This is a genomic window from Thermus sp., assembly GCF_037444525.1.
Classification (GTDB): domain Bacteria; phylum Deinococcota; class Deinococci; order Deinococcales; family Thermaceae; genus Thermus.
In genome coordinates this window covers 1-21,382 of record NZ_JBBIMD010000023.1, presented here as the reverse complement: position 1 = coordinate 21,382, position 21,382 = coordinate 1, and the positions used below count along the sequence as shown (strand labels likewise).

General features: G+C 67.4%; 21 protein-coding genes and 1 riboswitch. Of the genes, 11 read left to right on the top strand and 10 right to left on the bottom strand.

All coding sequences use genetic code 11. The annotated features are described in order from the left end of the window. Positions 1-80: 80 nt before the first annotated feature. Genes WKI94_RS05310 through WKI94_RS05300 form a run of 3 tightly spaced genes read left to right on the top strand, consistent with a single transcriptional unit; the run spans position 81 to position 2,563 of the window. Positions 81-962, top strand: coding sequence for a DUF72 domain-containing protein (locus WKI94_RS05310; RefSeq protein WP_337844737.1), 882 nt, complete (start codon positions 81-83; stop codon positions 960-962). A 37-nt stretch (positions 963-999) separates the two neighbouring features. After that, on the top strand, positions 1,000-1,722 hold the full coding sequence (locus WKI94_RS05305) for a hypothetical protein (RefSeq protein WP_337844736.1): 723 nt from the start codon (positions 1,000-1,002) through the stop codon (positions 1,720-1,722). Positions 1,723-1,771: 49 nt separating this feature from the next. After that, complete coding sequence (locus tag WKI94_RS05300) at positions 1,772-2,563, top strand: SDR family NAD(P)-dependent oxidoreductase (protein ID WP_337844735.1); 792 nt, start codon at positions 1,772-1,774, stop codon at positions 2,561-2,563. Positions 2,564-2,639: 76 nt separating this feature from the next. Here the strand turns inward: WKI94_RS05300 and WKI94_RS05295 are convergent, their stop codons facing one another. Further along, the gene (locus WKI94_RS05295) at positions 2,640-4,214 is read right to left on the bottom strand and encodes a gamma-glutamyltransferase family protein (protein ID WP_337844734.1); all 1,575 of its coding nucleotides are present in this window, start codon (positions 4,212-4,214) and stop codon (positions 2,640-2,642) included. Positions 4,215-4,251: 37 nt separating this feature from the next. Here WKI94_RS05295 and WKI94_RS05290 point away from each other — a divergent pair, with 37 nt between their 5' ends. After that, a complete protein-coding gene (locus tag WKI94_RS05290; RefSeq protein ID WP_337844733.1) occupies positions 4,252-4,935 on the top strand; it encodes a metal-dependent transcriptional regulator in 684 nt (227 codons plus the stop codon). A 4-nt stretch (positions 4,936-4,939) separates the two neighbouring features. Further along, positions 4,940-6,811 (top strand): amino acid transporter, encoded by a 1,872-nt coding sequence (locus WKI94_RS05285; protein ID WP_337844732.1) that lies wholly within the window; start codon positions 4,940-4,942, stop codon positions 6,809-6,811. Between the two features lie 78 nt (positions 6,812-6,889). On the opposite strand, the gene WKI94_RS05280 is transcribed toward WKI94_RS05285, so the two are convergent. The 6 genes from WKI94_RS05280 to WKI94_RS05255 all read right to left on the bottom strand — a co-directional run bounded on the left by WKI94_RS05280 (position 6,890) and on the right by WKI94_RS05255 (position 11,785). Further along, the gene (locus tag WKI94_RS05280; RefSeq protein WP_337844731.1) at positions 6,890-8,050 is read right to left on the bottom strand and encodes a serine hydrolase domain-containing protein; all 1,161 of its coding nucleotides are present in this window, start codon (positions 8,048-8,050) and stop codon (positions 6,890-6,892) included. 10 nt (positions 8,051-8,060) lie between these two features. Continuing rightward, a complete protein-coding gene (locus WKI94_RS05275) occupies positions 8,061-8,798 on the bottom strand; it encodes an SDR family oxidoreductase (RefSeq protein ID WP_337844730.1) in 738 nt (245 codons plus the stop codon). 69 nt (positions 8,799-8,867) lie between these two features. Then, entirely contained in the window at positions 8,868-9,179 is a 312-nt protein-coding gene (locus tag WKI94_RS05270) for a hypothetical protein (protein WP_337844729.1), read from the bottom strand. Further along, positions 9,160-9,912: an ABC transporter ATP-binding protein gene (locus WKI94_RS05265; RefSeq protein WP_337844728.1), complete on the bottom strand. Its 753-nt coding sequence runs from the start codon at positions 9,910-9,912 to the stop codon at positions 9,160-9,162. The genes WKI94_RS05270 and WKI94_RS05265 overlap by 20 nt, the downstream gene beginning before the upstream one ends. Beyond that, positions 9,899-10,927 (bottom strand): iron ABC transporter permease, encoded by a 1,029-nt coding sequence (locus tag WKI94_RS05260; RefSeq protein ID WP_337844727.1) that lies wholly within the window; start codon positions 10,925-10,927, stop codon positions 9,899-9,901. Before WKI94_RS05260 ends, WKI94_RS05265 begins: the two co-directional genes overlap by 14 nt. Before the next feature lie 3 nt (positions 10,928-10,930). Continuing rightward, the gene (locus WKI94_RS05255) at positions 10,931-11,785 is read right to left on the bottom strand and encodes an ABC transporter substrate-binding protein (RefSeq protein ID WP_337844726.1); all 855 of its coding nucleotides are present in this window, start codon (positions 11,783-11,785) and stop codon (positions 10,931-10,933) included. A gap of 128 nt (positions 11,786-11,913) precedes the next feature. Beyond that, positions 11,914-12,073: riboswitch (cobalamin riboswitch) on the bottom strand. 114 nt (positions 12,074-12,187) lie between these two features. Here WKI94_RS05255 and WKI94_RS05250 point away from each other — a divergent pair. The 4 genes from WKI94_RS05250 to WKI94_RS05235 are packed head-to-tail and all read left to right on the top strand — an operon-like array spanning position 12,188 to position 16,537. After that, complete coding sequence (locus WKI94_RS05250) at positions 12,188-13,375, top strand: ROK family transcriptional regulator (protein WP_337844750.1); 1,188 nt, start codon at positions 12,188-12,190, stop codon at positions 13,373-13,375. Beyond that, positions 13,332-14,567 (top strand): ABC transporter substrate-binding protein, encoded by a 1,236-nt coding sequence (locus WKI94_RS05245; protein WP_337844725.1) that lies wholly within the window; start codon positions 13,332-13,334, stop codon positions 14,565-14,567. Before WKI94_RS05250 ends, WKI94_RS05245 begins: the two co-directional genes overlap by 44 nt. A 54-nt stretch (positions 14,568-14,621) precedes the next feature. After that, on the top strand, positions 14,622-15,731 hold the full coding sequence (locus WKI94_RS05240) for a sugar ABC transporter permease (protein WP_337844724.1): 1,110 nt from the start codon (positions 14,622-14,624) through the stop codon (positions 15,729-15,731). Further along, the gene (locus tag WKI94_RS05235; RefSeq protein ID WP_337844723.1) at positions 15,731-16,537 is read left to right on the top strand and encodes a carbohydrate ABC transporter permease; all 807 of its coding nucleotides are present in this window, start codon (positions 15,731-15,733) and stop codon (positions 16,535-16,537) included. The genes WKI94_RS05240 and WKI94_RS05235 overlap by 1 nt, the downstream gene beginning before the upstream one ends. A gap of 40 nt (positions 16,538-16,577) precedes the next feature. On the opposite strand, the gene WKI94_RS05230 is transcribed toward WKI94_RS05235, so the two are convergent. Further along, the gene (locus tag WKI94_RS05230; RefSeq protein WP_337844722.1) at positions 16,578-19,163 is read right to left on the bottom strand and encodes an arsenate reductase (azurin) large subunit; all 2,586 of its coding nucleotides are present in this window, start codon (positions 19,161-19,163) and stop codon (positions 16,578-16,580) included. A 12-nt stretch (positions 19,164-19,175) separates the two neighbouring features. Further along, on the bottom strand, positions 19,176-19,646 hold the full coding sequence (locus WKI94_RS05225) for an arsenate reductase (azurin) small subunit (RefSeq protein WP_337844721.1): 471 nt from the start codon (positions 19,644-19,646) through the stop codon (positions 19,176-19,178). A gap of 152 nt (positions 19,647-19,798) precedes the next feature. Here WKI94_RS05225 and WKI94_RS05220 point away from each other — a divergent pair, with 152 nt between their 5' ends. Beyond that, on the top strand, positions 19,799-20,137 hold the full coding sequence (locus WKI94_RS05220; RefSeq protein WP_337844720.1) for a metalloregulator ArsR/SmtB family transcription factor: 339 nt from the start codon (positions 19,799-19,801) through the stop codon (positions 20,135-20,137). Positions 20,138-20,210: 73 nt separating this feature from the next. Here the strand turns inward: WKI94_RS05220 and WKI94_RS05215 are convergent, their stop codons facing one another. Further along, a complete protein-coding gene (locus WKI94_RS05215; protein ID WP_337844719.1) occupies positions 20,211-21,035 on the bottom strand; it encodes an ornithine cyclodeaminase in 825 nt (274 codons plus the stop codon). Positions 21,036-21,054: 19 nt separating this feature from the next. Here WKI94_RS05215 and WKI94_RS05210 point away from each other — a divergent pair. Further along, on the top strand, positions 21,055-21,382 hold a 328-nt coding region (locus WKI94_RS05210), incomplete at its 3' end, for an AEC family transporter (protein WP_337844718.1).

Sequence of the window (21,382 nt, the reverse complement as noted above, 5' to 3'; positions counted from 1 at the left end):
ATCAATAAAGATATGGGGTGGGTTCAGCCCTGTCAAGGGCTCCCCTTGCCCTTTGGCCTTCCCTCCCCCACCATGAGGGTATGGGACGCATCCGGGTGGGCACCGCCAGCTGGACGGACGAGACCCTCCTGGCCTCCGGCTGGTACCCCAAGGAGGTGGCCAAGGACCCGGAGGGGCGCCTCCGCTACTACGCCCAGCACTTTGACACCGTGGAGGTGGACAGCACCTTCTACGCCCTCCCCCGCCCCGAGGTGGTGGCCAAGTGGGCGGAGAGGACCCCGGAGGGCTTCACCTTCCACGTAAAGGCCTTTTCCGCCTTCACCGGGCACGGCCTCGAGGCCGAACGCCTCCCCAAGGACCTAAGGGCCCTCCTCCCCCAGCAGGAAGGCCACCTGAGCCAGAAGGAAGTCCCCGAGGAGGTGGTGGAGGAGGCCTGGGGGCGCTTCCTCCTGGCCCTGGAGCCCTTAAGACAGTCAGGAAAGCTTGGCTACCTCCACTTCGGCCTGCCCCCCTGGGTGGAGCCCAGGCCCCGGAGCTTCCGCTACCTGGAGCGCCTCGCAGAGCGGGCCCAGGGCTACTGGGTGGCGGTGGAGTTCCGCAACCCCAAGTGGTACACCGCCTGGGGCTTTGTGAAGCAGGAGCTCCTGCGCCTTGGCCTCATCCATGTGAGCGTGGACGCCCCACCCCACCCCGAGGCCCCCCCTAGGGTCTTAGAGCCCACCCACCCCGTGGCCGTACTCCGCTGCCACGGCCGGAACAAGGAAACCTGGAAAGGCCCCCACAAGAAGCCCTACGAGCGCTTCAACTGGCGCTACTCCGAGGAGGAGCTCCAGGACCTGGCCCAGGCGGCCAGGACCCTGGCGGAGCGGGCGGAGGTGGTCTATGTCATCTTCAACAACAATTACGGCACCCAAGGGGTGGAGGCGGGGCTGGGGTTGAAGAAGATTTTAGCCGCAGTCTAGGGCAAAAGTCCCTCCGGGAAGGTCCTAGGCTGGAAGCATGGAAGTAGGCATCCTCACCAAGCACACCTCGGGCCTTAGCGAGCGGGTGGCCAAGGAGCTTGGGCTATACCTTTGGGATCCATCTAAAGAAGGTCTGGAAGCGGCCCTAACCCGGCTTCTACCCCTCTACGACCGGGTGCTTCTCCTCCTGAGCCGCCCCCCTTTCGGGACTCACCTCCCTTTGGGGCAGGCCCTAGCCCGAAAACACCCCAACCGCCTCCTCCTCCACGCCACCCCCCTTTTCGGCCCCGGGCTCGCCGCCTTGGCCGAGCGGGCAGCGGAAGAGGCGGGCCAAAGGGAGCCTAGGGAGGTTCTGGCGGAGGTCTTGAGGACGGAACGGGAAGGGCAGCTCTTCCTGGCCACCCAGGAGGGGGAAAAGCTTAGGGCCCTAGGCTGGCTCCCCCCTGGGGGTGGGCTGGTGCTCAGCCTGGGGTTTTTCGCCCTTTTCACCCTAGAAGGGGAAACCCTGCGCCAGCCTCCCCTACCCGTGCCCAAGGGGCAGCTCCCCACCGCCCTGGCCCGCTTTTGGGGCGGGCGGTTCGGGGGAAAAAGGCCGCGGGTCAGGCTCTATCTAGGCCAGGAACTTTGGGAGGAGCGAAAGGCGTTTCAGGAAGCCCTGCAAGGGCTCAAGCCCGAACGGGGGGTTTTTGGACCCCTGCCTCAGGTTTGGGAAGAGGCCCTGGGCTCGAGGGCCCTCCTGGGCTTCGCCTACCCCCCGTAAACCTCCCAAAAAGCTTCGGCGGGGTACCGAGCCCGGGTAAAGTGGGAGCATGCGGCTTAAAGACAAGGTGGTGGTGGTCACCGGGGCGGGAAGCGGCTTGGGCCAGGCCCTCAGCCTGGAGCTCCTAAGGCGAGGGGCCAGGGTGGCGGCGGTGGACCTGAGGAAAGAGGGCCTGGAGGAAACCCAGGCCAAAGCGGGACCTCGGGCCCAGGGCCTGAGCCTCCACGCCCTAGACGTCACCCAGGAGGAGCGGGTCCGGACCCTGCCCGAAGAGGTCCTAAAGGCCCATGGCCAGGTGGACGGCCTCATCAACAACGCGGGGATCATCCAGCCCTTTAAGCGCTTCCAGGAGCTGGACCTTCCCAGCATGGAGCGGGTCTTCCGGGTGAACTTCTGGGGCACGGTGCACATGACCAAGGCCTTCCTGCCCCATCTCCTAAGGCGGCCCGAGGCCCACCTGGTGAACATCTCCAGCATGGGGGGCTTCCTGCCCGTGCCGGGGCAAGCGGTCTACGGGGCCTCCAAGGCCGCGGTGAAACTCCTCACGGAAGCCCTCTACGGGGAGCTTTTGGGCACCCCGGTGCGGGTCACCCTGGCCTTGCCGGGGGCCATGCGCACGGGGATCGCTCAGCACTCCGGGGTGGAGGTCAAGGGCACGGGAGCCAGCGGGCCCATCCTGGAACCCCAAAAGGCGGCCCAGATCCTCCTGGACGCGGTGGAAAGGGACCGGTTCCGGGTCCTCATGGGGCAAGATGCCTGGGCCATGGACCTCCTCTACCGCCTAAGCCCCTTAAGGGCGGTGCGGCTCATCCAGAGCCGGATGAAGGGGCTTCTCGGCTAAGTACCCCACCGAAGCGTTCGCTTCGGTGGGGGCCCCAGAAAAGACACTCCGTGCGCCTTTCCTAACAGCGGGGCGCTTAAAGGGCCAGGGCCAGGCCCTCCGCCCGGGGGTCGCTGGCCCCAAGGAGGGCTTCCCCTAGGCGGAAGGCCACCTGCCCCCGGCCGAAGGCCGCGGGCTCGAGCTCGTAGCGCACCCGGTGGCCGAGGTCCTTCAGGGAGAGGGCCACCGCCTGGGGCACCCCGGGCTCTAGGAGGACTTCCCCCGAAGGGGTCACCTGCCAGCGGGGCCGGTCCAGGGCGGCCTGGGGGTTGAGCCCGTGGGCCAGGGCCAGGACCACCTGCACGTGCCCCTGGGGCTGCATGAACCCCCCCATGACCCCAAAGGCCCCTAGGGGCTTCCCCTCCCGAAAAAGGAAGCCCGGGATGATGGTGTGAAAGGGGCGCTTGCCCGGGCCCACCCGGTTGGGGTGGTCCTCCTCCAGGGCAAAGCCCAGGCCCCGGTTGTGGAGGGCGATCCCCGTGCCCGGCACCAGGACCCCGGAGCCGAAGCCCTGGTAGTTAGACTGGATGAGGGAGACCACAAGCTCCCCGTCCGCCGCGGCCAGGTAGACCGTCCCCCCGGGCCTGAGGCCGGGCAGGGCCAGGGGAAGGGCCCTCTCCCCGATGAGCCTCCGCCGCTCGGCGGCGTAGGCCTCGGAGAGGAAGGCCTCCGGGGCCACCTCCATGTGGCGGGGGTCGGCCACGTGGCGGTAGGCGTCCGCCAGGGCCAGGCGCATGGCCTCAATCTGGAGGTGGTAGCCGAGGGGGTCGTCCAGGCGGAAGTCCAGGCCCTCGAGGATCCTAAGGGCGAGGAGGGCCGCCACCCCTTGGCCATTGGGGGGAAGCTCGTAAAGGGTGAGGCCCCGGTAGTCTGCGGAAAGGGGCGCCACCCAGAGGGGCTGGTGGGCCTTCAGGTCCTCCAGGGTGAGAAGCCCCCTGGTCTCGGCGCTGAAGCGGGCCAGGGCCTCGGCCAGGGGGCCCCGGTAGAGGCTTTCCCCAAAGCTTTCCCCGATCTCCCTAAGGGTCTTGGCGTGGAGGGGGCTTTGCCAAACTTCCCCCGCCCGGGGGGCGCGCCCCCCAGGGAAGAAGACCTCCTTGAAGGCCTGGAACTCCGGCCCCTCCAGGGGCAGGAAGACCTCCTCTGCCCGCCGCCAGGCCCGGGCGGTCTCGGGGCCCACGGGGAAGCCCTCCTCCGCGTGGCGGATGGCGGGAAGGAGGAGCTCGGGGAAAGGGAGCCTCCCGAAGCGCTCGTGCAGGGCCCGCCAACCCGAAACCGCCCCGGGCACGGTCACGGGAAGCCAGCCCCGCTCCGGCATCCGCCCCCCGGGAAGCCTTTCCGGCGTGAGGGCCAGGGGGCTTGCCCCCGAGGCGTTCAGGCCATGGAGCTTCCCGTCCAAGACGATGGCGAAGAGGTCCCCCCCGAGGCCGTTGGAGGTGGGCTCCACCACCGTGAGGCAGGCGGCCATGGCGATGGCGGCGTCCACCGCGTTGCCCCCTTTCAGGAGGATCTCGGCCCCGGCCATGGCCGCCAGGGGCTGGCTGGTGGCCACCACGCCCCGCCGCCCCAGGACCACGAAGCGCCGGGAGGGGTAGGGATAGTAGGTGAGGTCCATGGCCCCATTATCCCGGGCAGGTGCTAGGCTAAGCCCAATGGCCCGCCCACCCCTTTCCGAAGCCCAGGAGGACTACCTCAAACAGCTCCTCCTCCTGGAGGAGGCCTTCGGGGCCAACGTGCCCACGCAGGCCCTGGCGGAGCGGCTTGGGGTCAAGCCCCCCTCGGTCACGGAAATGCTGAAAAAGCTCAAGGCCTTGGGCCTGGTGGAGCACAGCCCATACCGGGGGGCGAGGCTCACGGAGGCCGGGCGCAAGGTGGCCCTGGAGGTCCTCCGCCACCACCGCCTCCTGGAAACCTACCTGCACCAGACCTTAGGCTACGGCTGGGAGGAGGTGCACGAGGAGGCGGAAAGGCTAGAGCACGTCATCTCCGAAGCCTTGGAGGAGCGGATCGCCGAGGCCTTAGGCCACCCCCCCTTTGACCCCCACGGGGACCCCATCCCCACCCCCGAGCTCATCCTCCCCGAGCGCCCCGCCCTCCCCTTGAGCGAGGCCCCCCTAGGAGAGGCCCGGGTGGTGCGGGCCCTAGCCCAGGACCCCGGCACCCTCAACCTCCTTGCCCACCTCCACCTGCGCCCTGGGGCCCGGCTAAAGGTGCTGGAGCGGGGCGCGGAGGGGGTGCGGGTGGAGGTGGAGGGGGAGGTTTTTCTCCTGCCCTTGGAGTTGGCGCAAGCGGTGGGGGTCACTTCCCAAAGCGAAACCGCCCGGCCTCAAAGCTAACCCCATGTCCAGCAAAGCGCCCACAACCTTCCAACACCAGGAAACCGAGGAGGGCCGCTACCCTTGGTGGAAGGTCTTCAGCCTCACCGGGGTGGACCTCTTCTCCTCCTTGGGGTACCAGCCCGGCATCGCCCTCTTGGTAGCGGGCCTCCTCTCACCCTTGGCCAACCTGGCCCTCTTCCTCTTCGCCCTCTTTGCGGTCTACCCTGTCTACCGCCGGGTGGCGGAGGAAAGCCCCCACGGGGAGGGGTCCATCGGCCTCCTCACCCACCTTCTTCCGGGCTGGCGGGGAAAGGTCTTGGTCCTCGTGGTCCTGGGCTTCATGGCCACGGACTTCATCCTCACCGTCACCCTCTCCAGCGCCGACGCCGCCGTCCACCTCATCGGCAACCCCCTGGCCCCCTCCTGGCTACAGGGGCACCAGGTGGGCCTCACCCTCCTCCTTATCGCCCTCTTGGGCTTCGTCTTCTACTTGGGCTTCCGGGAAGCCATCGCGCTGGCCGTACCCCTTTCCTTCGGCTACCTCTTCCTCAACACCCTGGTGCTGGGCGCCGCCCTAGCCCACCTGGAACTCGAGGCCCTGAAAGGCTGGTGGACGCGGCTCCTTCAGGTTTACCCCGCCCCTGAAGCCATGGTCTTCGCCACCCTCCTTGCCTTCCCTAAGCTGGCCTTGGGTATCTCAGGGTACGAAACGGGGGTGGCCGTCATGCCCCTCATCCGGGGGCGGCCGGAGGACGACCCACAAAGGTCCCTGGGGCGCATCCGCGAAACCCACACGCTCCTCCTCGCGGCGGCCCTGGTGATGGGGGGCTTCCTGGTGACGGCCGGCATGGCTACCACCCTCCTCATCCCTGAGGAGGCCTGGCGGAGCGAGGAGGTCTCGGGGCGGGCCATCAGCTACCTGGCCCACCGCTACCTGGGGGAAGACCTGGGCACGGTCTACGACCTAGTTTCCATCGCCATCCTCTGGTTCGCCGGGGCAAGCGCCATGGCTGGCCTCCTCACCATCGTCCCCCGCTATTTGCCCCGCTTCGGCATGGCCCCGGAGTGGGCCCGCCAACAACGCCTCCTGGTCGTCTTCTTCACCGGGATGGCCTTCACCGTCACCCTCCTTTTCCGGGCCAGCGTGGAGGCCCAGGCCGCGGCCTACGCCACCGGGGTCTTGGTGGTCATGACCTCCTCCGCCCTGGCGGTCTACCTCCTCGCCCGGCGCGAGGGCCAGAAGGAGCAGGGCCTTTACGGTGGGCTCGTCCTCCTCTTCCTCTATGTCCTGGTGGCCAACGTGGCGGAAAGGCCGGACGGAATCAAGATCGCGGCGTTTTTCATCGCCGCCACCCTTCTCGTCTCCTTCACCTCAAGGGCCTTACGCTCCTTTGAGCTTAGGGTAGAAACCTTCGTCCTGGATGAGGTGGCCGAGGAACTCGTCCGGCAGCTCCAGGCCCAGGCAGGCCCCCTGTACCTCATCGCTCACCACCCTAAGCCCAAGCCGGATTACGCCGCCAAGGAGAGGCGGGTGCGGGAGGTGGCCCATCTGCCTCCCCGGGAAGCCGTCTTCTTCGTGGAGGTCTACGTCCCAGACCCCTCGGAGTTCTCCACCCGGGCCAAGGTCTGGGGGATAAACCACCCCGACCACCGGGTCTTCCGCATCCTAGGGACCGCGGTCCCCAACACCCTGGCCGCCTTTCTCATCTACCTCAGAGACCGCACGGGCAAGGTGCCTCACATCTACTTTGAGTGGCCGGAGGAGGGACCCCTCCAGGCGGCTATAGGGTTCCTCCTGTTCGGTGAGGGGGACATCCCCACCCTGACCCAGGAGGTCCTACGCCGGGCCGAGCCCGACCCCCAAAAGCGTCCCCGGGTCCACGGGGGGGGCTAAGTACCCAGCCGACGCTCTCCCAGACGGAGCCCCCAAGAAAAGGGCTCAGCACGCCCTTCCCTGGGATCTCAAAGGCCCTTAGAGCCCGGCGTAGACCAGGGTCTTGAAGGCGAGCCAAAGCCGGTCCCCGTAGGAGGAGTGGAAGGCCCTTTGGGGTTCCAAGACGGAAAGGAGGTTTGGGGCCTGGGCCAGGAAGAGGGCGGTGAGCTCCAGGCTTGGGTCCACAAAGAAGTAGGTGCCGCCAAAACCCGCCCAGAAGAACTCCCCCGGGTTCCCCGGGGCCATCCCTGCCCCCAAGCGCACGGCCACCCCCAGGCCGAAGCCGTAGCCAGGCCCCGGGAGGTACTCAGGGCCGCGCTTAAGCCCCTCGGCGTAAAGGGGGCCCAGGTGGTCTTCCGTCATAAGGCGGGCCAGGGCCGGGTGGAGGAGGCCCTTCCCGGTGCGGAGGGCCTCGAGGAAGCGGAGGTAGTCCAGGGCCGTCCCCACGCCCCCCATCCCCCCAGCGAAGCGGGGCGGGGGGGCTTCCAGGGGGAGGAGGGCGATGCGCCGCCCCATCTCCGGGTCCTTGGGGAAGGGTTGGGCCAGGCGGGCGGGGTCTTTGGCCTGGAAGCCCGAGTCCCGCATCCCGAGGGGGGTAAAGACCCGCTCCTCCATGAGCTCGGCCAGGGTCTTCCCCGATAGGGCCTCCAGGAGATGGCCCAGGACGTCGGTGGAAAGCCCGTACTCAAAGGCCTCCCCGGGTTGGAAGCGAAGGGGCAGGGCGGAAAGCCTCTCCAAAAAGGCCTCCCGGGGGAGGTCAAAGCGGTCCACCCCGGCCTCGAGGTAGCGCCGCTTCACGGGGGAGGCAAAGAAGACCCCGTAGGTGAAGCCCGCGGTGTGGCGGAGGAGGTCGTAGACGAGAAGGGGGCTCTTTAAGGGCTCCAAGACCACCTCCTCCCCCACCTCCCGCCCCACCTCTAGCCGGGCAAAGGCCGGCAGGTACTTCTCCAGGGGGTCCCTCAAGGAAAGGGTCCCCTCCTCCACGAAGGTGAGGGCCAGGGCGGAGACCCAGGGCTTGGTCATGGAGTAGAGGCGGAAAAGGGCATCCTCCCGCATGGGAAGGCCCTTTTCCGGGTCCAGGTGGCCGAGGGCTCTAAGGTATAAGGGCTCGCCCCCCCGGGCCACCAGGGCCACGGCCCCAGGAAGCCTCCCCCCCTCCACCAGCCCTTCCAGCCAAGCGTCCAGCCGGGCGAAACCCATGCCCCACCCCTTAAGCGGGGGCCGCCCCGATGCTGCGGCCCCCGTCCACGAAGAGCACCTGCCCGGTGATGAAGCTGGACTCGTCCGAAACCAGGAAAAGCGCCGCCTGCGCCACCTCAATGGGCCTCCCCACCCGCCCCAGGGGCGTGGCCTGGATGGCCTTCTCCCGCACCTTCTCCGGCACCTTGGCCGTCATCCGCGTCTCAATAAACCCCGGCGCCAAGGCGTTCACCCGGATCCCGTACCGCCCAAGCTCCAAAGCCAACGTCCGCGTAAGCCCCACCACCCCCGCCTTGCTGGCCGCGTAGTTCGCCTGCCCCAGGTTCCCCAGGTACACCCGGCTCGCCGTAAGCACGATGCTCCCAGGGTTCCGCTCCCGCATGGCCTCGCTCGCCGCCTTGGCCACCAGGAAGCTCCCCGTAAGGTTCACCCTAAGGACCGCCTCCCAGTCCTCCAAGGGCATCTTCCAGTGAAAGTTGTCCCGGGTGATCCCCGCGTAGTGCACCACCCCGTCCAGCCCCCCCAGGGCCTCCAGGACCTTTCTGAAGCCCTCCTCCACCGAGGGGGGGTCAGCCACGTCCATGGGGATGGCCAGGGCCCCCGCCTCCTTCGCCGCCTCCCAAAGGGGGCCCTCCTCCAGATCGCAGGCCGCAAGCCTCGCCCCTTCCCTTGCAAAAAGCTCCAGGGTGGCCCGGCCGATGCCATGGGCCGCCCCCGTGATGAGCACCCGCTTGCCCTGAAGCCGCATCCTGCACCTCCCTGCGACCGAACGGTCGGTAGGCTCACCCTACCGCCGGGGAACGGCCCCCGTCAAGCCCTAAAGGGGCCAGGCCCAGTAGGGGGTTTCCACGAACTCCGGGGGGCCTTCCAGGTAGACCCTGAGCCCGGGGAGGACCAGGGTGCCCCCTTCCCAAGCGAAGTCCAGGGGGTCTATGGGAAGGGGGTAGTGGAGGACCTCCGCCCGGGGGAAGCCTAAGCGGAACCAGTCCAGGGGCTCAAGCCGCCCCACCAGGAGGTAGCGCGCCCTTTTGGGCCCGCTTTCCGTGTAAAGGGGGGTGGGGCGGCCAAGGTCCAGGAGGAGGGCCTTCCCCTTCACGTAAAGCCTGGCCCTATCCGTCCAGGTAGACATGGGGCCTCCCCTGGAGGCAGGCCACCCGCACCCCAGAACCGTAGAGGGCCTGGAGGAGGGGCTCCCTTAGGGCCTTTTCCGGGGGGCCCTCTAAGAGGAGCTGCCCCCCCTTTAGGAGGGCCACCCGGTCCGCCAGCGCCGCCTGGTTGGGGTCATGTAGGACGGAAAGGACCCCCACCCCCATCCCCTTGAGGCGCCGGAGGAGGGCGAGGAGGGCCCCCTGGTGCTCGAGGTCCAAGAAGGTGGTGGGCTCGTCCAAAAGGAGGTAGCGGGGCCTGGCCGCCAGGGCCCGGGCCAGGAGGACCCGCTGCTTCTCACCCCCCGAGAGGGTGGCAAGGGGGCGGTGGCGGAAGGGCAGGGCCCCGGTGACCTCCAGGGCACAGGCCACCGCCTTTTGGTCCTCCTCCCCCTCCCGGCCCCAAAGCCCGAGGTGGGGCAGCCGCCCAAGCCGCACCACCTCCTCCGCCACGAGCCCCTCGGGGTAGGGCCCGCCCTGGGGAAGGTAGCCCAAAAGCTGCCCCCGGGCGTAACTCCCGTAAGCGGAAAGGGGCCGCCCCTCCAGGAAGACCGCCCCCGCCTTGGGCCTGAGGAGGCCCGCCATCACCCTGAGGAGGGTGCTCTTGCCGGAGCCGTTGGGCCCTAGGAGGGCGAGCCACTCCCCAGGGCGGAGGGCTAGGCTCACCCCCTTCAGGGCGAAAGGCACCACGATCCCCCTGGCTTCAAGCCCACCCACGGCGCCTCCACATGAGGTAGAGGAAGAAGGGCCCCCCAAGGAGGGTGGTCACCACCCCCACCGGGAGCTCCGCGGGCCGGGTGAGGGTGCGGGCCAGGAGGTCGGCGAAGGCCAGGAGGACCGCCCCCCCCAGGGCGCTCGCCGGGAGGAGAAGCCGGTAATCCTCCCCAAGAAGGCGCCTTAGGGCGTGGGGGGCGATGAGGCCCACGAAGCCGATGATCCCCACCTGGGCCACGGCCGCGGCCACGAGAAGGCTTGCGGAGAGGAGGAGGATGGCCTTTAGGGCCTCGAGGGGGAGGCCTAGGCTGCGGGCGGTCTCCTCCCCAAGCTGCAAGGCGTTCAGGAAGCGCCCGAGGAGGAGGAGGGGCGGCAGGGCCAGGAGGAAGAAGAGGAAGAGGGCCCTCACCCCAGGCCAACCCAGAAAGGCCAGGTTGCCCAGGGTGTAGGCGAAGACCGCCCGCACCCGGTCCGCGTCCTGCATCATCAGGTAGGTGGTGGCCCCGGTGAGGACGCTTCCCACCACCACCCCCGCTAAGACCAGCTCCCCCGTGCGGGCCACCCCCCCCGCCAGGAGAAGGGTGAGGAGGGTGGCAACTAGGGCCCCCAGGAAGCCCATGAGGGTGGCGGAAAGGGGCAGGTGCTGGAACACCGCGTGCTGGGCAAAGGCCGGGGAAAGCCCCCCGAGAAGGGCGGCGAAGAGGGTCACCCCAAAGGCCGCCCCCGAGGCCGAGCCAATGAGGTAGGGGTCCGCCAGGGGATTGCGGAAAAGCCCCTGGAAGGCGGCCCCCGAAAGGCCCAAGGCGGCCCCCACCAGCATCCCCCCAAGGACCCGCGGCAGGCGGAGCTCGGTGACGATGGGGTTTTCCTCGAGGCCGAGGAGGGCCCTTAGGACCTCCAAGGGGGGAAGGGCCACCGCTCCCAGACCCACCCCTAGCACCAGGGCCAGGAAGAGGAGGAGGAAGAGCCAACCGAAGACCAGGCCCCGCCTAAGGGAAAGGGGGAGGCCCAGGACCATGGCCTACCTGCCGTGGAAGCAGTCCACGAGAAGCCGAAGCCCTTGGGCCACCCGGGGGCCGGGGCGGGAGAGGAGGCTGTCCTCCCCCCCAGTGAAGACGCAGATCCGCCCCGTCTGGACGGCCCGGATCCGGCTCCAGCCCGGCCGGGCACGGATGGTCTTTTCCGCCTCAGGGTAGGTGGCCGCGATGACCTCGGGGTTTTTCTCCACCACGAACTCGGGGGTGATCTTGGGGAAAAGCCCAAGCTCCTTGGGGACAATGTTCATCCCCCGGGCCTTGGCGATGAGGACCCCGATGAAGCTCTCCGGGCCCACGGTGTAGGGGGTGGGGTCAATCTCGTAGTAGACCCGGGGCCTTCCCTGGGCCTTGGCCGCCCGGGCCTCCTCCTGGTAGACCTCCTTCTGGATCTGGGCCACCAGCCGTTCCGCCTGGGCCTCGAGGCCAAGGAGCTTCCCCAGGGCGCGCACCGTCTTGAAGATGTCCTCGTAGGTCTCCGTGCGCACCGCGTACACGGTAAGCCCCGCCCGCTCCAGGGTCTCGTAAAGCCGGCCGTACTTGGAGACCAGGACCAGGTCCGGCTTCAGGGAAAGGATGAGCTCGGGGTTGGGGTTGTAAAGTCCCCCAGCTTTAGGGAGCCGCTTCACCCCTTCCGGCCAGTCGGAGTAGTCGTCCGTGGCCACCAGGCGGTCGCAGGCCCCCAGGGCGCACACCGTCTCCGTGACCGAAGGGAGCATGGCCACGATGCGCTTGGGTGGGGCCTTGAGGGTGACGGTGCGCCCGAGATCGTCCGTGACCGTGAGGGGAAACGCCCAGACCAGCGCCCAAAAGACCGCAAGGACCGCCAAAACCCTTTTCATGCCCAACCTCCTTCCGGCGCGCTAGGGCCAGGCCCGGGGGAGGCAGGGCAAAGCCCCTGCCGGGAGGCAGGGGCTAAAGGACAACTTAACCCCCACATCTCCCCCCATCCGCGTGAGGTGCCCCCCTGGGAAGGGGGGGCGGCCCTGGCAGGCATTCGGGCTTCCGGCCTGCGACGAAAAGCCTGACGATGGGCCGGTTACCGTTGCGGGACAGCGCCGGACTTGCACCGGACTTCCCCACTTTAAGCCTGGACTACGCGCCCAGGCACCAGGGCATACGGGACCTGGCTTTTGGGCCCTAGCGGGCCTTGGCCCTACCTTACGGCCTGCCCTCCCCCCTTGACAAGGGGCCGTGGGGGGTGGTTTAGTTAGTCCTGAGGCCGAACTAAGGGGGGCTTGAGGATGCGCAAGGGGGATACGCAGGAAATCCGCAGGTTAAACCGCAGGGCCATCCTGCAGAGCCTGCGGCAAGCCCCCGCCACCCGGGCCGACCTCGCCCGAAAAACCGGCCTGGCCAAGAGCGCGGTGAGCCGGCTGGTGGAAGAGCTTTTGGAAGAAGGGCTTTTGGAGGAGGGGGAGGCGCGCCCCGGGGAGCTTGGCCGGCCCGGGATCCTCCTTCACCTCAAGCCCCGGGCCCGCTACGCCCTAGGGGCAGAGCTTGGGGTGGAGGGCACCGTTTTGGTGGCCTTGGACTGGAGGGGAGAGGTGCTTTGGAGCCAGGAGTGGCCCCACCCCAAGGAAGAGGGGGTGGAAGCCCGCCTCGAGGCCCTCAAGCAGGCGGCCAGGCCCCGGGCGGAAGGGGCCTTGGGCCTGGGGGTCACCCTCCCCGGGGTGGTATCCGGCAGGAAGCTCCTCATGGCCCCCAACCTAGGCTGGCGCGACCTAGACCTTGCCCTAAGGGACTTCCCCATCCCCGTGGCCTTTGAAAACGACGCCAAGGCCTCGGCCCTCTCGGAGGTCTTCTTCCACGGTGAGGAGAACCTGGCCTACGTGGTCCTAAGCACGGGGCTTGGGGTGGGGGTGGTGGCGGAAGGCCGCCTCCTTAGGGGCACCCACGGGGCCGCGGGGGAGGTGGGGCACTGGATCGGCGGGGGCCGCGCCTCCTGTCGGTGCGGGCGCCAGGGATGCTTGGAAACCGAGCTCGGCCTCCAAGGCCTCCTGGCCCACCACCAAGCCCTAGGCGGGCAGGCGGAGGGCCTGGAGGGCCTCCTGGCCCTGGCGGAGGCGGGGGAGAAGGCGGCTTTGGAAGCCCTGACCCATCTTGGGGAGGCCTTAGGTCGCTTTATCGCCAACCTGGCCGTGGCCTACGACCCCGCCCGGGTGGTCATCGGGGGGCGGGCGGCGGAGCTCTTCCCCCATCTGGAAGCCCCCCTGCGGGCCGAGCTGGGAAAGGCGGCGTTCCTCCCGGCGCACCAGCACCTCCCCGTCTACCCCTCGGCCTACGGCCACCTGGCCCCGGCGGTGGGGGGCGCAAGCCTCTTTCTGGCCCGCTTTTTTGAGTTGGGCGGCCTGTGGGCGGAAAGCCCACGTCGCAATGGAGGTTCGTATGAGGAAGTGGCTTCTGGTTTTAGGGATGGCCTTGGGGCTTAGCGCCCTGGCCCAAACGGGCAAGCTGGAGATCTTCTCCTGGTGGGCGGGGGATGAAGGGCCGGCCCTCGAGGCCCTCATCCGGCTCTACAAGCAGAAGTACCCCGGGGTAGAGGTCATCAACGCCACCGTCACCGGCGGGGCTGGGGTCAACGCCAAGGCGGTGCTGAAGACCCGCATGCTGGGCGGCGACCCGCCGGATACCTTCCAGGTCCACGCGGGGCAGGAGCTCATCGGCACCTGGGTGGTGGCCAACCGCATGGAGGACCTCACCAGCCTTTTCCGCCAAGAAGGCTGGCTCCAGGCCTTCCCCAAGGGGCTCATTGACCTCCTCTCCTACAAGGGCGGCATCTGGAGCGTGCCGGTGAACATCCACCGCTCCAACGTCATGTGGTACATCCCGGCCAAGCTCCGGGAGTGGGGGGTCACCCCGCCCAGGACCTGGGCTGAGTTCCTGGCCACCTGCCAGGCCCTAAAGCGGAAGGGCCTCGAGGCGCCTTTGGCCCTGGGGGAGAACTGGACCCAGCAGCACCTCTGGGAGAGCGTGGCCCTGGCTATGCTGGGCCCCGAGGACTGGAACAACCTCTGGACGGGCAAGCTGAAGTTCACCGACCCCAAGGCGGTGGCGGTGTGGGAGACCTTCGGCAAGGTCCTGGACTGCGCCAACAAGGACGCGGCGGGGCTTTCCTGGCAGCAGGCGGTGGACCGGGTGGTCCAGGGGCAAGCGGCCTTTAACATCATGGGGGACTGGGCCGCGGGGTACATGGCCACCACCCTGAAGCTCCGCCCGGGCACGGACTTTGCCTGGGCCCCCTCCCCCGGCACCCAGGGGGTCTTCATGATGCTTTCCGACTCCTTTGGCCTGCCCAAGGGGGCCAAGAACCGCCAGAACGCCATCAACTGGCTGCGGCTTGCGGGCTCCAAGGAGGGGCAGGACACCTTCAACCCGCTTAAGGGCTCCATCGCCGCCCGCCTAGACTCCGACCCCGCCAAGTACAACGCCTACGGTCAGTCCGCCATAAAGGACTGGAAGTCCAACCGCATCGTGGGCTCCCTGGTCCACGGCGCGGTGGCCCCCGAAAGCTTCATGAGCCAGTTCGGCACGGTCATGGAAATCTACCTGCAGTCCAGGAACGCAAGGGCCGCGGCCAACGCCGCCCAGGCCATCGCCGACCAGGTGGGCCTCGGGCGCTAGGGGCTTGCTTTCCCCTGGGGGCCAAAGGGCCCCCAGGGGTATTCTGGGGGTAACGTGCGGGACCGGATCCTCGCTTTTTTGGTGCTTCTCCCTTCCTTGGTGCTGGTGGGGATCTTTGTCTACGGCTTCATCGGCCAGACCCTTTGGGTTTCCCTCACGGACTGGGGGAAGAACCCCGCCCAGGCCTTGGCCTTAAGGCCCGAGCTTAGGTTCGTGGGCCTCGAGAACTACCGGGAACTCTTCACAGGGTTCGTGGACGTGCGCTTCCGCCAAAGCGCGATCAACCTGGTCTTCTTCACCCTCTTCTTCATGGCGGGAAGCCTGGGCTTAGGGCTCCTTCTGGCCCTGGCCTTAGACCAGCGCCCCCGGGGGGAAGGGTTTTTCCGCACCGTCTTCCTCTTCCCCATGGCCCTCTCCTTCGTGGTCACGGGGACCATCTGGCGCTGGCTCCTCCAGCCCCAAGGGGGGGTAAACGTCCTGCCCACCCTGGTGGGCCTTCCCCCCTTCTCCTTTCCCTGGCTCACCACCCGGGCGCAGATCCTGGTCTTTGACTGGAACCGCCTGCCCTTCTACACCACCCTGGTGGTGGCCTTGGCCCTCCTCCTCGTAGCTTACGGGGCCTGGCGGAGGGGGGAGAGGCGAAGGCTCTTCTGGAGCCTCCTCTCCGCGGGGGTCCTCCTCCTTTGGGCCTTCACCTTGGGAAGCCAGCTCCAGCTCCTCCCCTACCCCGAGCCTCACGGGTTCAGCCTGGCCCTCATCGGGGTGATCCTGGCCGCGGTCTGGCAGATGTCGGGCTACACCATGGCCCTCTACCTGGCGGGCCTTAGGGGCATCCCCGTGGAGGTCCTCGAGGCCGCCCGGGTGGACGGGGCCGGGACCTGGCAGCTCTACCGCCACGTCATCTTCCCCCTTCTCGCCCCCATTACCCTTTCCGCTATGATCGTCCTGGGGCACATCGCCCTGAAAATCTTTGACCTTATCTTCGCCATGGCCGGGCTGGACTACGCCCCCACGGACGTGCCCGCCATCTACATGTACCTCCTGGCCTTCCGGGGCAACCAGTTCGCCAAGGGCGCGGCCATCGGCCTTCTCCTCCTTCTCCTGGTGGCCCTGGCGGTGGTGCCCTACCTGGCAAGCCAGCTTAGGAAGGAGGTGCGGCGGTGATGGGCCGGGTCCTCCTTTACCTCTTCTTGGGGCTCGCCACCCTCTTTTTCCTCCTCCCCGTCTACCTGGTGGTCCTCACCGCCCTAAAGGAGCCTGCCAAAATCACCCTAGATACGGTGTGGCGCTGGCCGGACCCCATTTACTGGGAAAGCTTCCGCATCGCCTGGGAAGCCTTCCGGCCCAAGTTCCAAAACAGCGTGGCCCTGGCGGTCTCCGCCACCCTGATCTCCGCCTTCATCGGGGCCTTAAACGGCTACGTGTTGGCCAAGTGGCCCTTTAGGGGAGCCAACCTCCTCTTCGCCCTCATGCTCTTTGGGATGTTCATCCCCTACCAGAGCATCCTCATCCCCCTCTTCCAGTTCATCAAGGCCATCGGGCTTTACGGCACCTTAGGAGGGCTGGTGCTGGTGCACGTGGTCTACGGCATCCCCATCGTCACCCTTATCTTCCGCAACTACTACAGCGAAATCCCCGATGAGCTGGTGGAAGCGGCCCGCATAGACGGCGCCGGCTTTTTCGGCATCTTCCGCCACGTGATCCTGCCCCTCTCCATACCGGGGTTCGTGGTGGTGGGCATCTGGCAGTTCACCCAGATCTGGAACGAGTTCCTCTTCGCCGTGACCCTCAGCCGGCCAGAAAGCCAGCCCATCACCGTGGCCCTGGCCCAGCTCGCCGGCGGAGAGGCGGTGAAGTGGAACCTACCCATGGCCGGAGCCATCCTGGCCGCCTTGCCCACCCTTCTCGTCTACATCTTCCTGGGCCGCTACTTCCTCCGGGGCCTCCTGGCGGGTTCCGTGAAGGGTTAAGCCCCCGGGGCGTTCCCGGGGGCTTTCCTACCGGAGGACCTTAGTCAAACTTGTTCTGCTGCAAGGTGCTGGCCGTCTGCTGGAGGCTAGGAATGGCCCCCGCCACCTTGCGCAGGTTGGCCCGGGTGCCCTTGTACCAGGGAATGGTGGTCTTGGGGTCGGTGTAGCCGGAAACCAAGGAGTTGCTGGTGCCCCGCCAGTGGTACATCACGAGGAAGAGCATGCCGGGCTTCACCGCGTCGGTGATGTAAACCATGAAGGTCCCGTTCCCCTCCTCGTTGTAGACCTCCACGATGTCCCCCTCCTTAAGCCCCAGGCGCCGGGCGTCCTCGGGGTTCACCTCCACGTAGGGCAGGGGCAAGGTGAGGGCCTTTTCCGGGAGGTTCCGGTCGTGGTAGGCGGTCTGCCAGATGACCTGGGCCCGGCCGGTGGTGACCCAGAAGGGGTACGCCCTGGCCTTCTCCCCTTCCAGGTACTTGGCCACCTCCGTGGGGTAACCCTCCCAGTCATCGGTGCCGTACCACTTGAACTTGCCGTCGGAGGTGCCGAACTTGTAGGTGTAGCGCCGGAGGGTGCCCACCAGCTGGCCCGTCTTGGGATCCCGGCGCACGGGGGTGCGGATGCCCTCCTGGCCCACCTGCTTGAGGAAGGCGTAGGTCACACCCTTGTAGTTCTCGGCCTCCAGCTTGGCCTCGTCCTCCTCGGAAACGCGGTTATCGGAGAACTCCTCCGCCCCCGCCAGGAAGACGTCCTCGTCCGTCTTCCAGTTCTTGCCGAACTCAAACTTCTGGGCCTCCTGGGCCTTGCCCTCCGCCCGGTAGAGTTCGGCGATGCGCAGGCCCACCAGCTTGAAGATCTCCCAGTCGGGCTTGGCCTCCCCAGGGGGGTCGGTGAACTTCTCGTAGAGGCGCAGGAGGCGGCTGTTGCAGTTGATGGAGGTGTCGTTGGCCTCGCCCCAGGCCGCCGCGGGCAGGATGAGGTGGGCATCCCGGGCGGTCTCCGTCATGTAGATGTCCTGAACCACCATGAAGAGGGCGTCGGGGTCGGCATAGAGGATGTCCAGGATCTTCTGGGCACGCTCCTGAATGGTTCCCGGCTCCCCGCCCGCTCCCAGGGCCTTGGTGAGCTTCTCCGTGCGCTCGTGGACGCGCTTGCGGAAGGCCTGGCTGTTGGGGGTGGAGAGGTAGGGATCGGTGGCGATGACCCAGTAGAACTTGCCCTTCCCCTCAATGAGGAACTTGTCCACGTTCACAGGGGGGCCACCCCGGTAGATGGAGCCCGGAGTGGGGGCCGGCGGGCGGACGTAGCCCTCCTGGTGCCCACCCTGGCGGCCACAGCCCGTGCCTGCACGGCCGATGTTGTGGGTGAGGACGGCGAGCTGGACGATGGCCGCCACCTGGTCGTAGTTTTTCATGTTCCAGATGATGCCCTTCTCGTAGATGGTGAGGGTGCGGCGCTTGAAGCGGCCCGCCTTGGGCTTGGCGATCCAGTCCGCGGCCTTCTCAATCTGGGCCCTGGGCACCCCCGTGATGCGCTCGGCCTGGGCCATGAACTCCGCATAGGGCACGGAGAGCTTGAGGCTCTTCTGCTTGTACTCCTCAAAGAGGGCCATGTCCGTGCGGGCCTGGAGGTAGGCCATGTCGTAGTAGCCCCGCTCCCAGACCACGCGGGCGATGGCGTTGGCCAGGATGTAGTCCGTGCCCAGGTTGGGCTGGAGGAGCAGCACCCGGTCCGGGGCCAGCTGGGCGGCCACGGTGTAGCTGGAGGTCTTCCGGGGGTCTATGACGATGAGGTAGGTCGGCTCCGCGGGCTCGCCCGGGTCAAAGGCTTTCTGCTTCTGGGCCACCATGTTCCCCGCGATGTTCTCCAGTATGTGCTCCACATAGAAGACGGTGGCCGTCTCGTAGGGATTGGCCCCCCAGAGGACGATGGTGTCCGCCAGGCGGGCATCGGAGTAGTCATAGTTGAGCTCGTGGACCCCCCGCTCCCGGCTCCCCCAGACCTCGGAGTTGTAGGCAGGACGGTTGTGGATGGCGATGTGCTTCACGGAGAGGGCGGTGAAGAAGAACTTGCCCGCGCCGTAGTTGTCCTCAAAGCCCTGGCCCGAGCCCCCGTGGTCGTAACACTTCACGGCGATGTTGTCGTCGTTGCCGTCGCGGTCGCGGATACCCTTGATGAGGAGGCCCATGAGGGTGAGGGCATCCTGCCAGGTGATGGCCTGGAACTGGTCCCCCACCCGGAGGAGGGGATACTGCAGGCGGTCCTGGGTACCGCGGGAGGGGCTGAAAAGGGTAACGGCGTTGGTCCCGCCCCGGGTGGAATAGTACCCCCGGTTGATGGGGGATTCCCGGGCGGGGACGATGGCCACGTTGTAAAGCTGGCCGTCCCGCCCCACGGTGACCGTGTGCATGGTCTCCGTGTAGCTCAGGCCCTTAAGGGGCGCCTGCGGGGAGGTGAAGTCCACCCCAAAGGCGTTCTGGTCGGCCTTGGGGCCCCCGTTCACCCCCACCGGCCAAACGTAGACCTTATACCCGCAGCCCACGTTGCAGTACTGGCAGACCGTGTTGTAGACCTTGGCCCCTTTAGGCGGAAGGGGAAGCCGGTCCCTGCGTTCAAAGAGCGCCATCCTCGCACCTCCTTACACGTTCTTAGCCCGACCCCAAATGAGGCCCATCACCGCCGTGGCGTAGATGTCCCCCTTGGCATCTATGCGCAAGGGGATCTGGGGAAGCCAGGAGCTGGCCAGACCCTGGTAGCACTGCCCGCCCTTGGCGGGGTCAAACATGGAGTAGTGGCAGGGGCAGACCAGCCGGCCCCCCTTGTACTGGACGGGGCAGCCCATGTGGGTGCAGATGGCGGAGAAGGCTACGATGTCCCGCTCCCGCCCCACCCCCCCGATGGCCGGACGGCCCAGCTTGAGGAGGACAGCGGGAGAGGAGGCGTCGGGGTAGTTGAAGAAGACGGGCTCCCCCGGCTTCACCTGGGCCAGGTTGGCCACCTTCACCGCGGGATAGGTAAGGCTGGGGGCATACCAGAGTTGGGCCTTACCCCCCACGGTGAAGAGGGCCGTGGCCGCTGCCGAAAGCTGGACAAACCGCCTGCGCGTCATAACTTGGGGCATTTGTCCCTCCCTTCGGATTGGAGGGTACCACATGGGTTTGAAGCTTGTCAACAGGAGTAGACAGCCCTGGTATAAGGGATGTAATTGGAAGGAAACTTCCCGCTTAACAAATAGGGTTGTGCTACCCTTAATCCCTAGGTATGAACGGTTTGGAGACCAAGCTCAAGGCCCTGGCCGACCCGGCCCGGCTGAAAATCGTGGAGCTTCTGGCGGATCCACCCGACGATCAAGTGGTCCAAGACCCCCAGTGCGGGACCGCCTTTGGCCTATGCTTCTGCCACCTCAAGGAGAAGACCGGGCTTTCCGGGCCCACGGTGAGCCACCACCTGAAGATCCTCCGGGGAGCGGGCTTTGTGGAGGGGGTACGGGTGGGCCGCTGGACCTACTACCGCTTGCGCCCAGGGGCGTTGGAAGGGGTGGCCCAAGCCCTTTGGAAGCTGGCCAAGGAAGGGCGAACATTGCTGGAAAAGGCGGTCTGAGGCCGGGAGCTTTATTCCCCACCCCAAGGAGCTTTATTCCCCACCCCAAGAAGAACTCCAGTAGCGTGCGGGCTTAGCCCTCGAGGCCCAGATGAACCCGCACCGCGGCCAGGTCAAAGAGGGCGTGCCCCACGCTCTTGAAAACCACGGGATCCCCCTCCGACCGGGCCCCCAAGAGGGCCGCCTTTAGGGGAACCACCCCGGTTTGGCCCTGGAGCTCTCCCGCCTCTTTGAGGGCATCCTCTGTATCGCAGTAGAGGGCCGCCCGGCGGATAAGCTCCTCGGGAAGCTCCCGCATATCCGGGCGGAAGGAGCCCACCGCGGCGATGAAAGCCCCCTCGGGCACCCTTTCGGGGAGGACGGGGGTGGGGCTCGGGGTGGCGGTGACGATGAAGGCCACGTCCTCCGGCACCCCTTCTCCCGTCCACTCCTCCGCCGAAAGCCCCAGGGCTTGGGCCTTGGCCAACAGGGCCTCCACCCGCGCCCGCCCCCGGCCCCGGAGGAGGACCCGGGTAAGGGGGAACCCCTCGGCGAAGGCCTCGAGGTGGGCCTCCCCTTGCGCCCCCGGGCCCACCAGGAGGAGGGCCCCTTCCCGCCTCGGGGCAAGGAGGCGGGCGGCCAGGAGGGAAAGGGCGGCGGTGCGCCTGCGGGTGAGCTCCTCCCCAGGCAGGTGGAAGACCTCCCCCGTGGCCAGGCGCCTGGCCCAGACCTCCGCCTGGACGGACGGGGTCCTATCCGCCTGCACCGTGACCAGCTTGCACACCGCCACCTCCCCGTCCGCCGCGGACATGACCAGGAAGTGCCCCCCAGGGATGGGGAGGACCTGGCGGGCTGGGGCCTCGGCCCCCCGGAGGAGGACCTTTCGGATGGCCTCGGCCAACTCCAGGTAACCCGGCATGAGGGCATCTTACGATAGCATGCCCCCCATGGAGGCCCTCCTGAACACCGTCCTCCCCGTGGGGCTTGTGGTCCTTTCCGGTTACCTCTTAGGCCGCCGGGTAGAGATGGACCTCACCACCCTTTCCCGCCTCACCCTCTACCTCCTGGTGCCGGCCCTCATCTTTGACAGCATGTACCGGGCAAGCTTCACCCGGGAGGGGCTTCTGGGCCTGGCCTTGGGCTTCGCCCTCACCTACCTGGGGCTTTACCTCTCCATCCTCCTCGCCGCCCGCCTCCTTCGCCTAAGCCCAAGGACGGCCAAAAGCCTTGCGGTCTGCAGCCTCTTTCCCAACTCCGGCAACATGG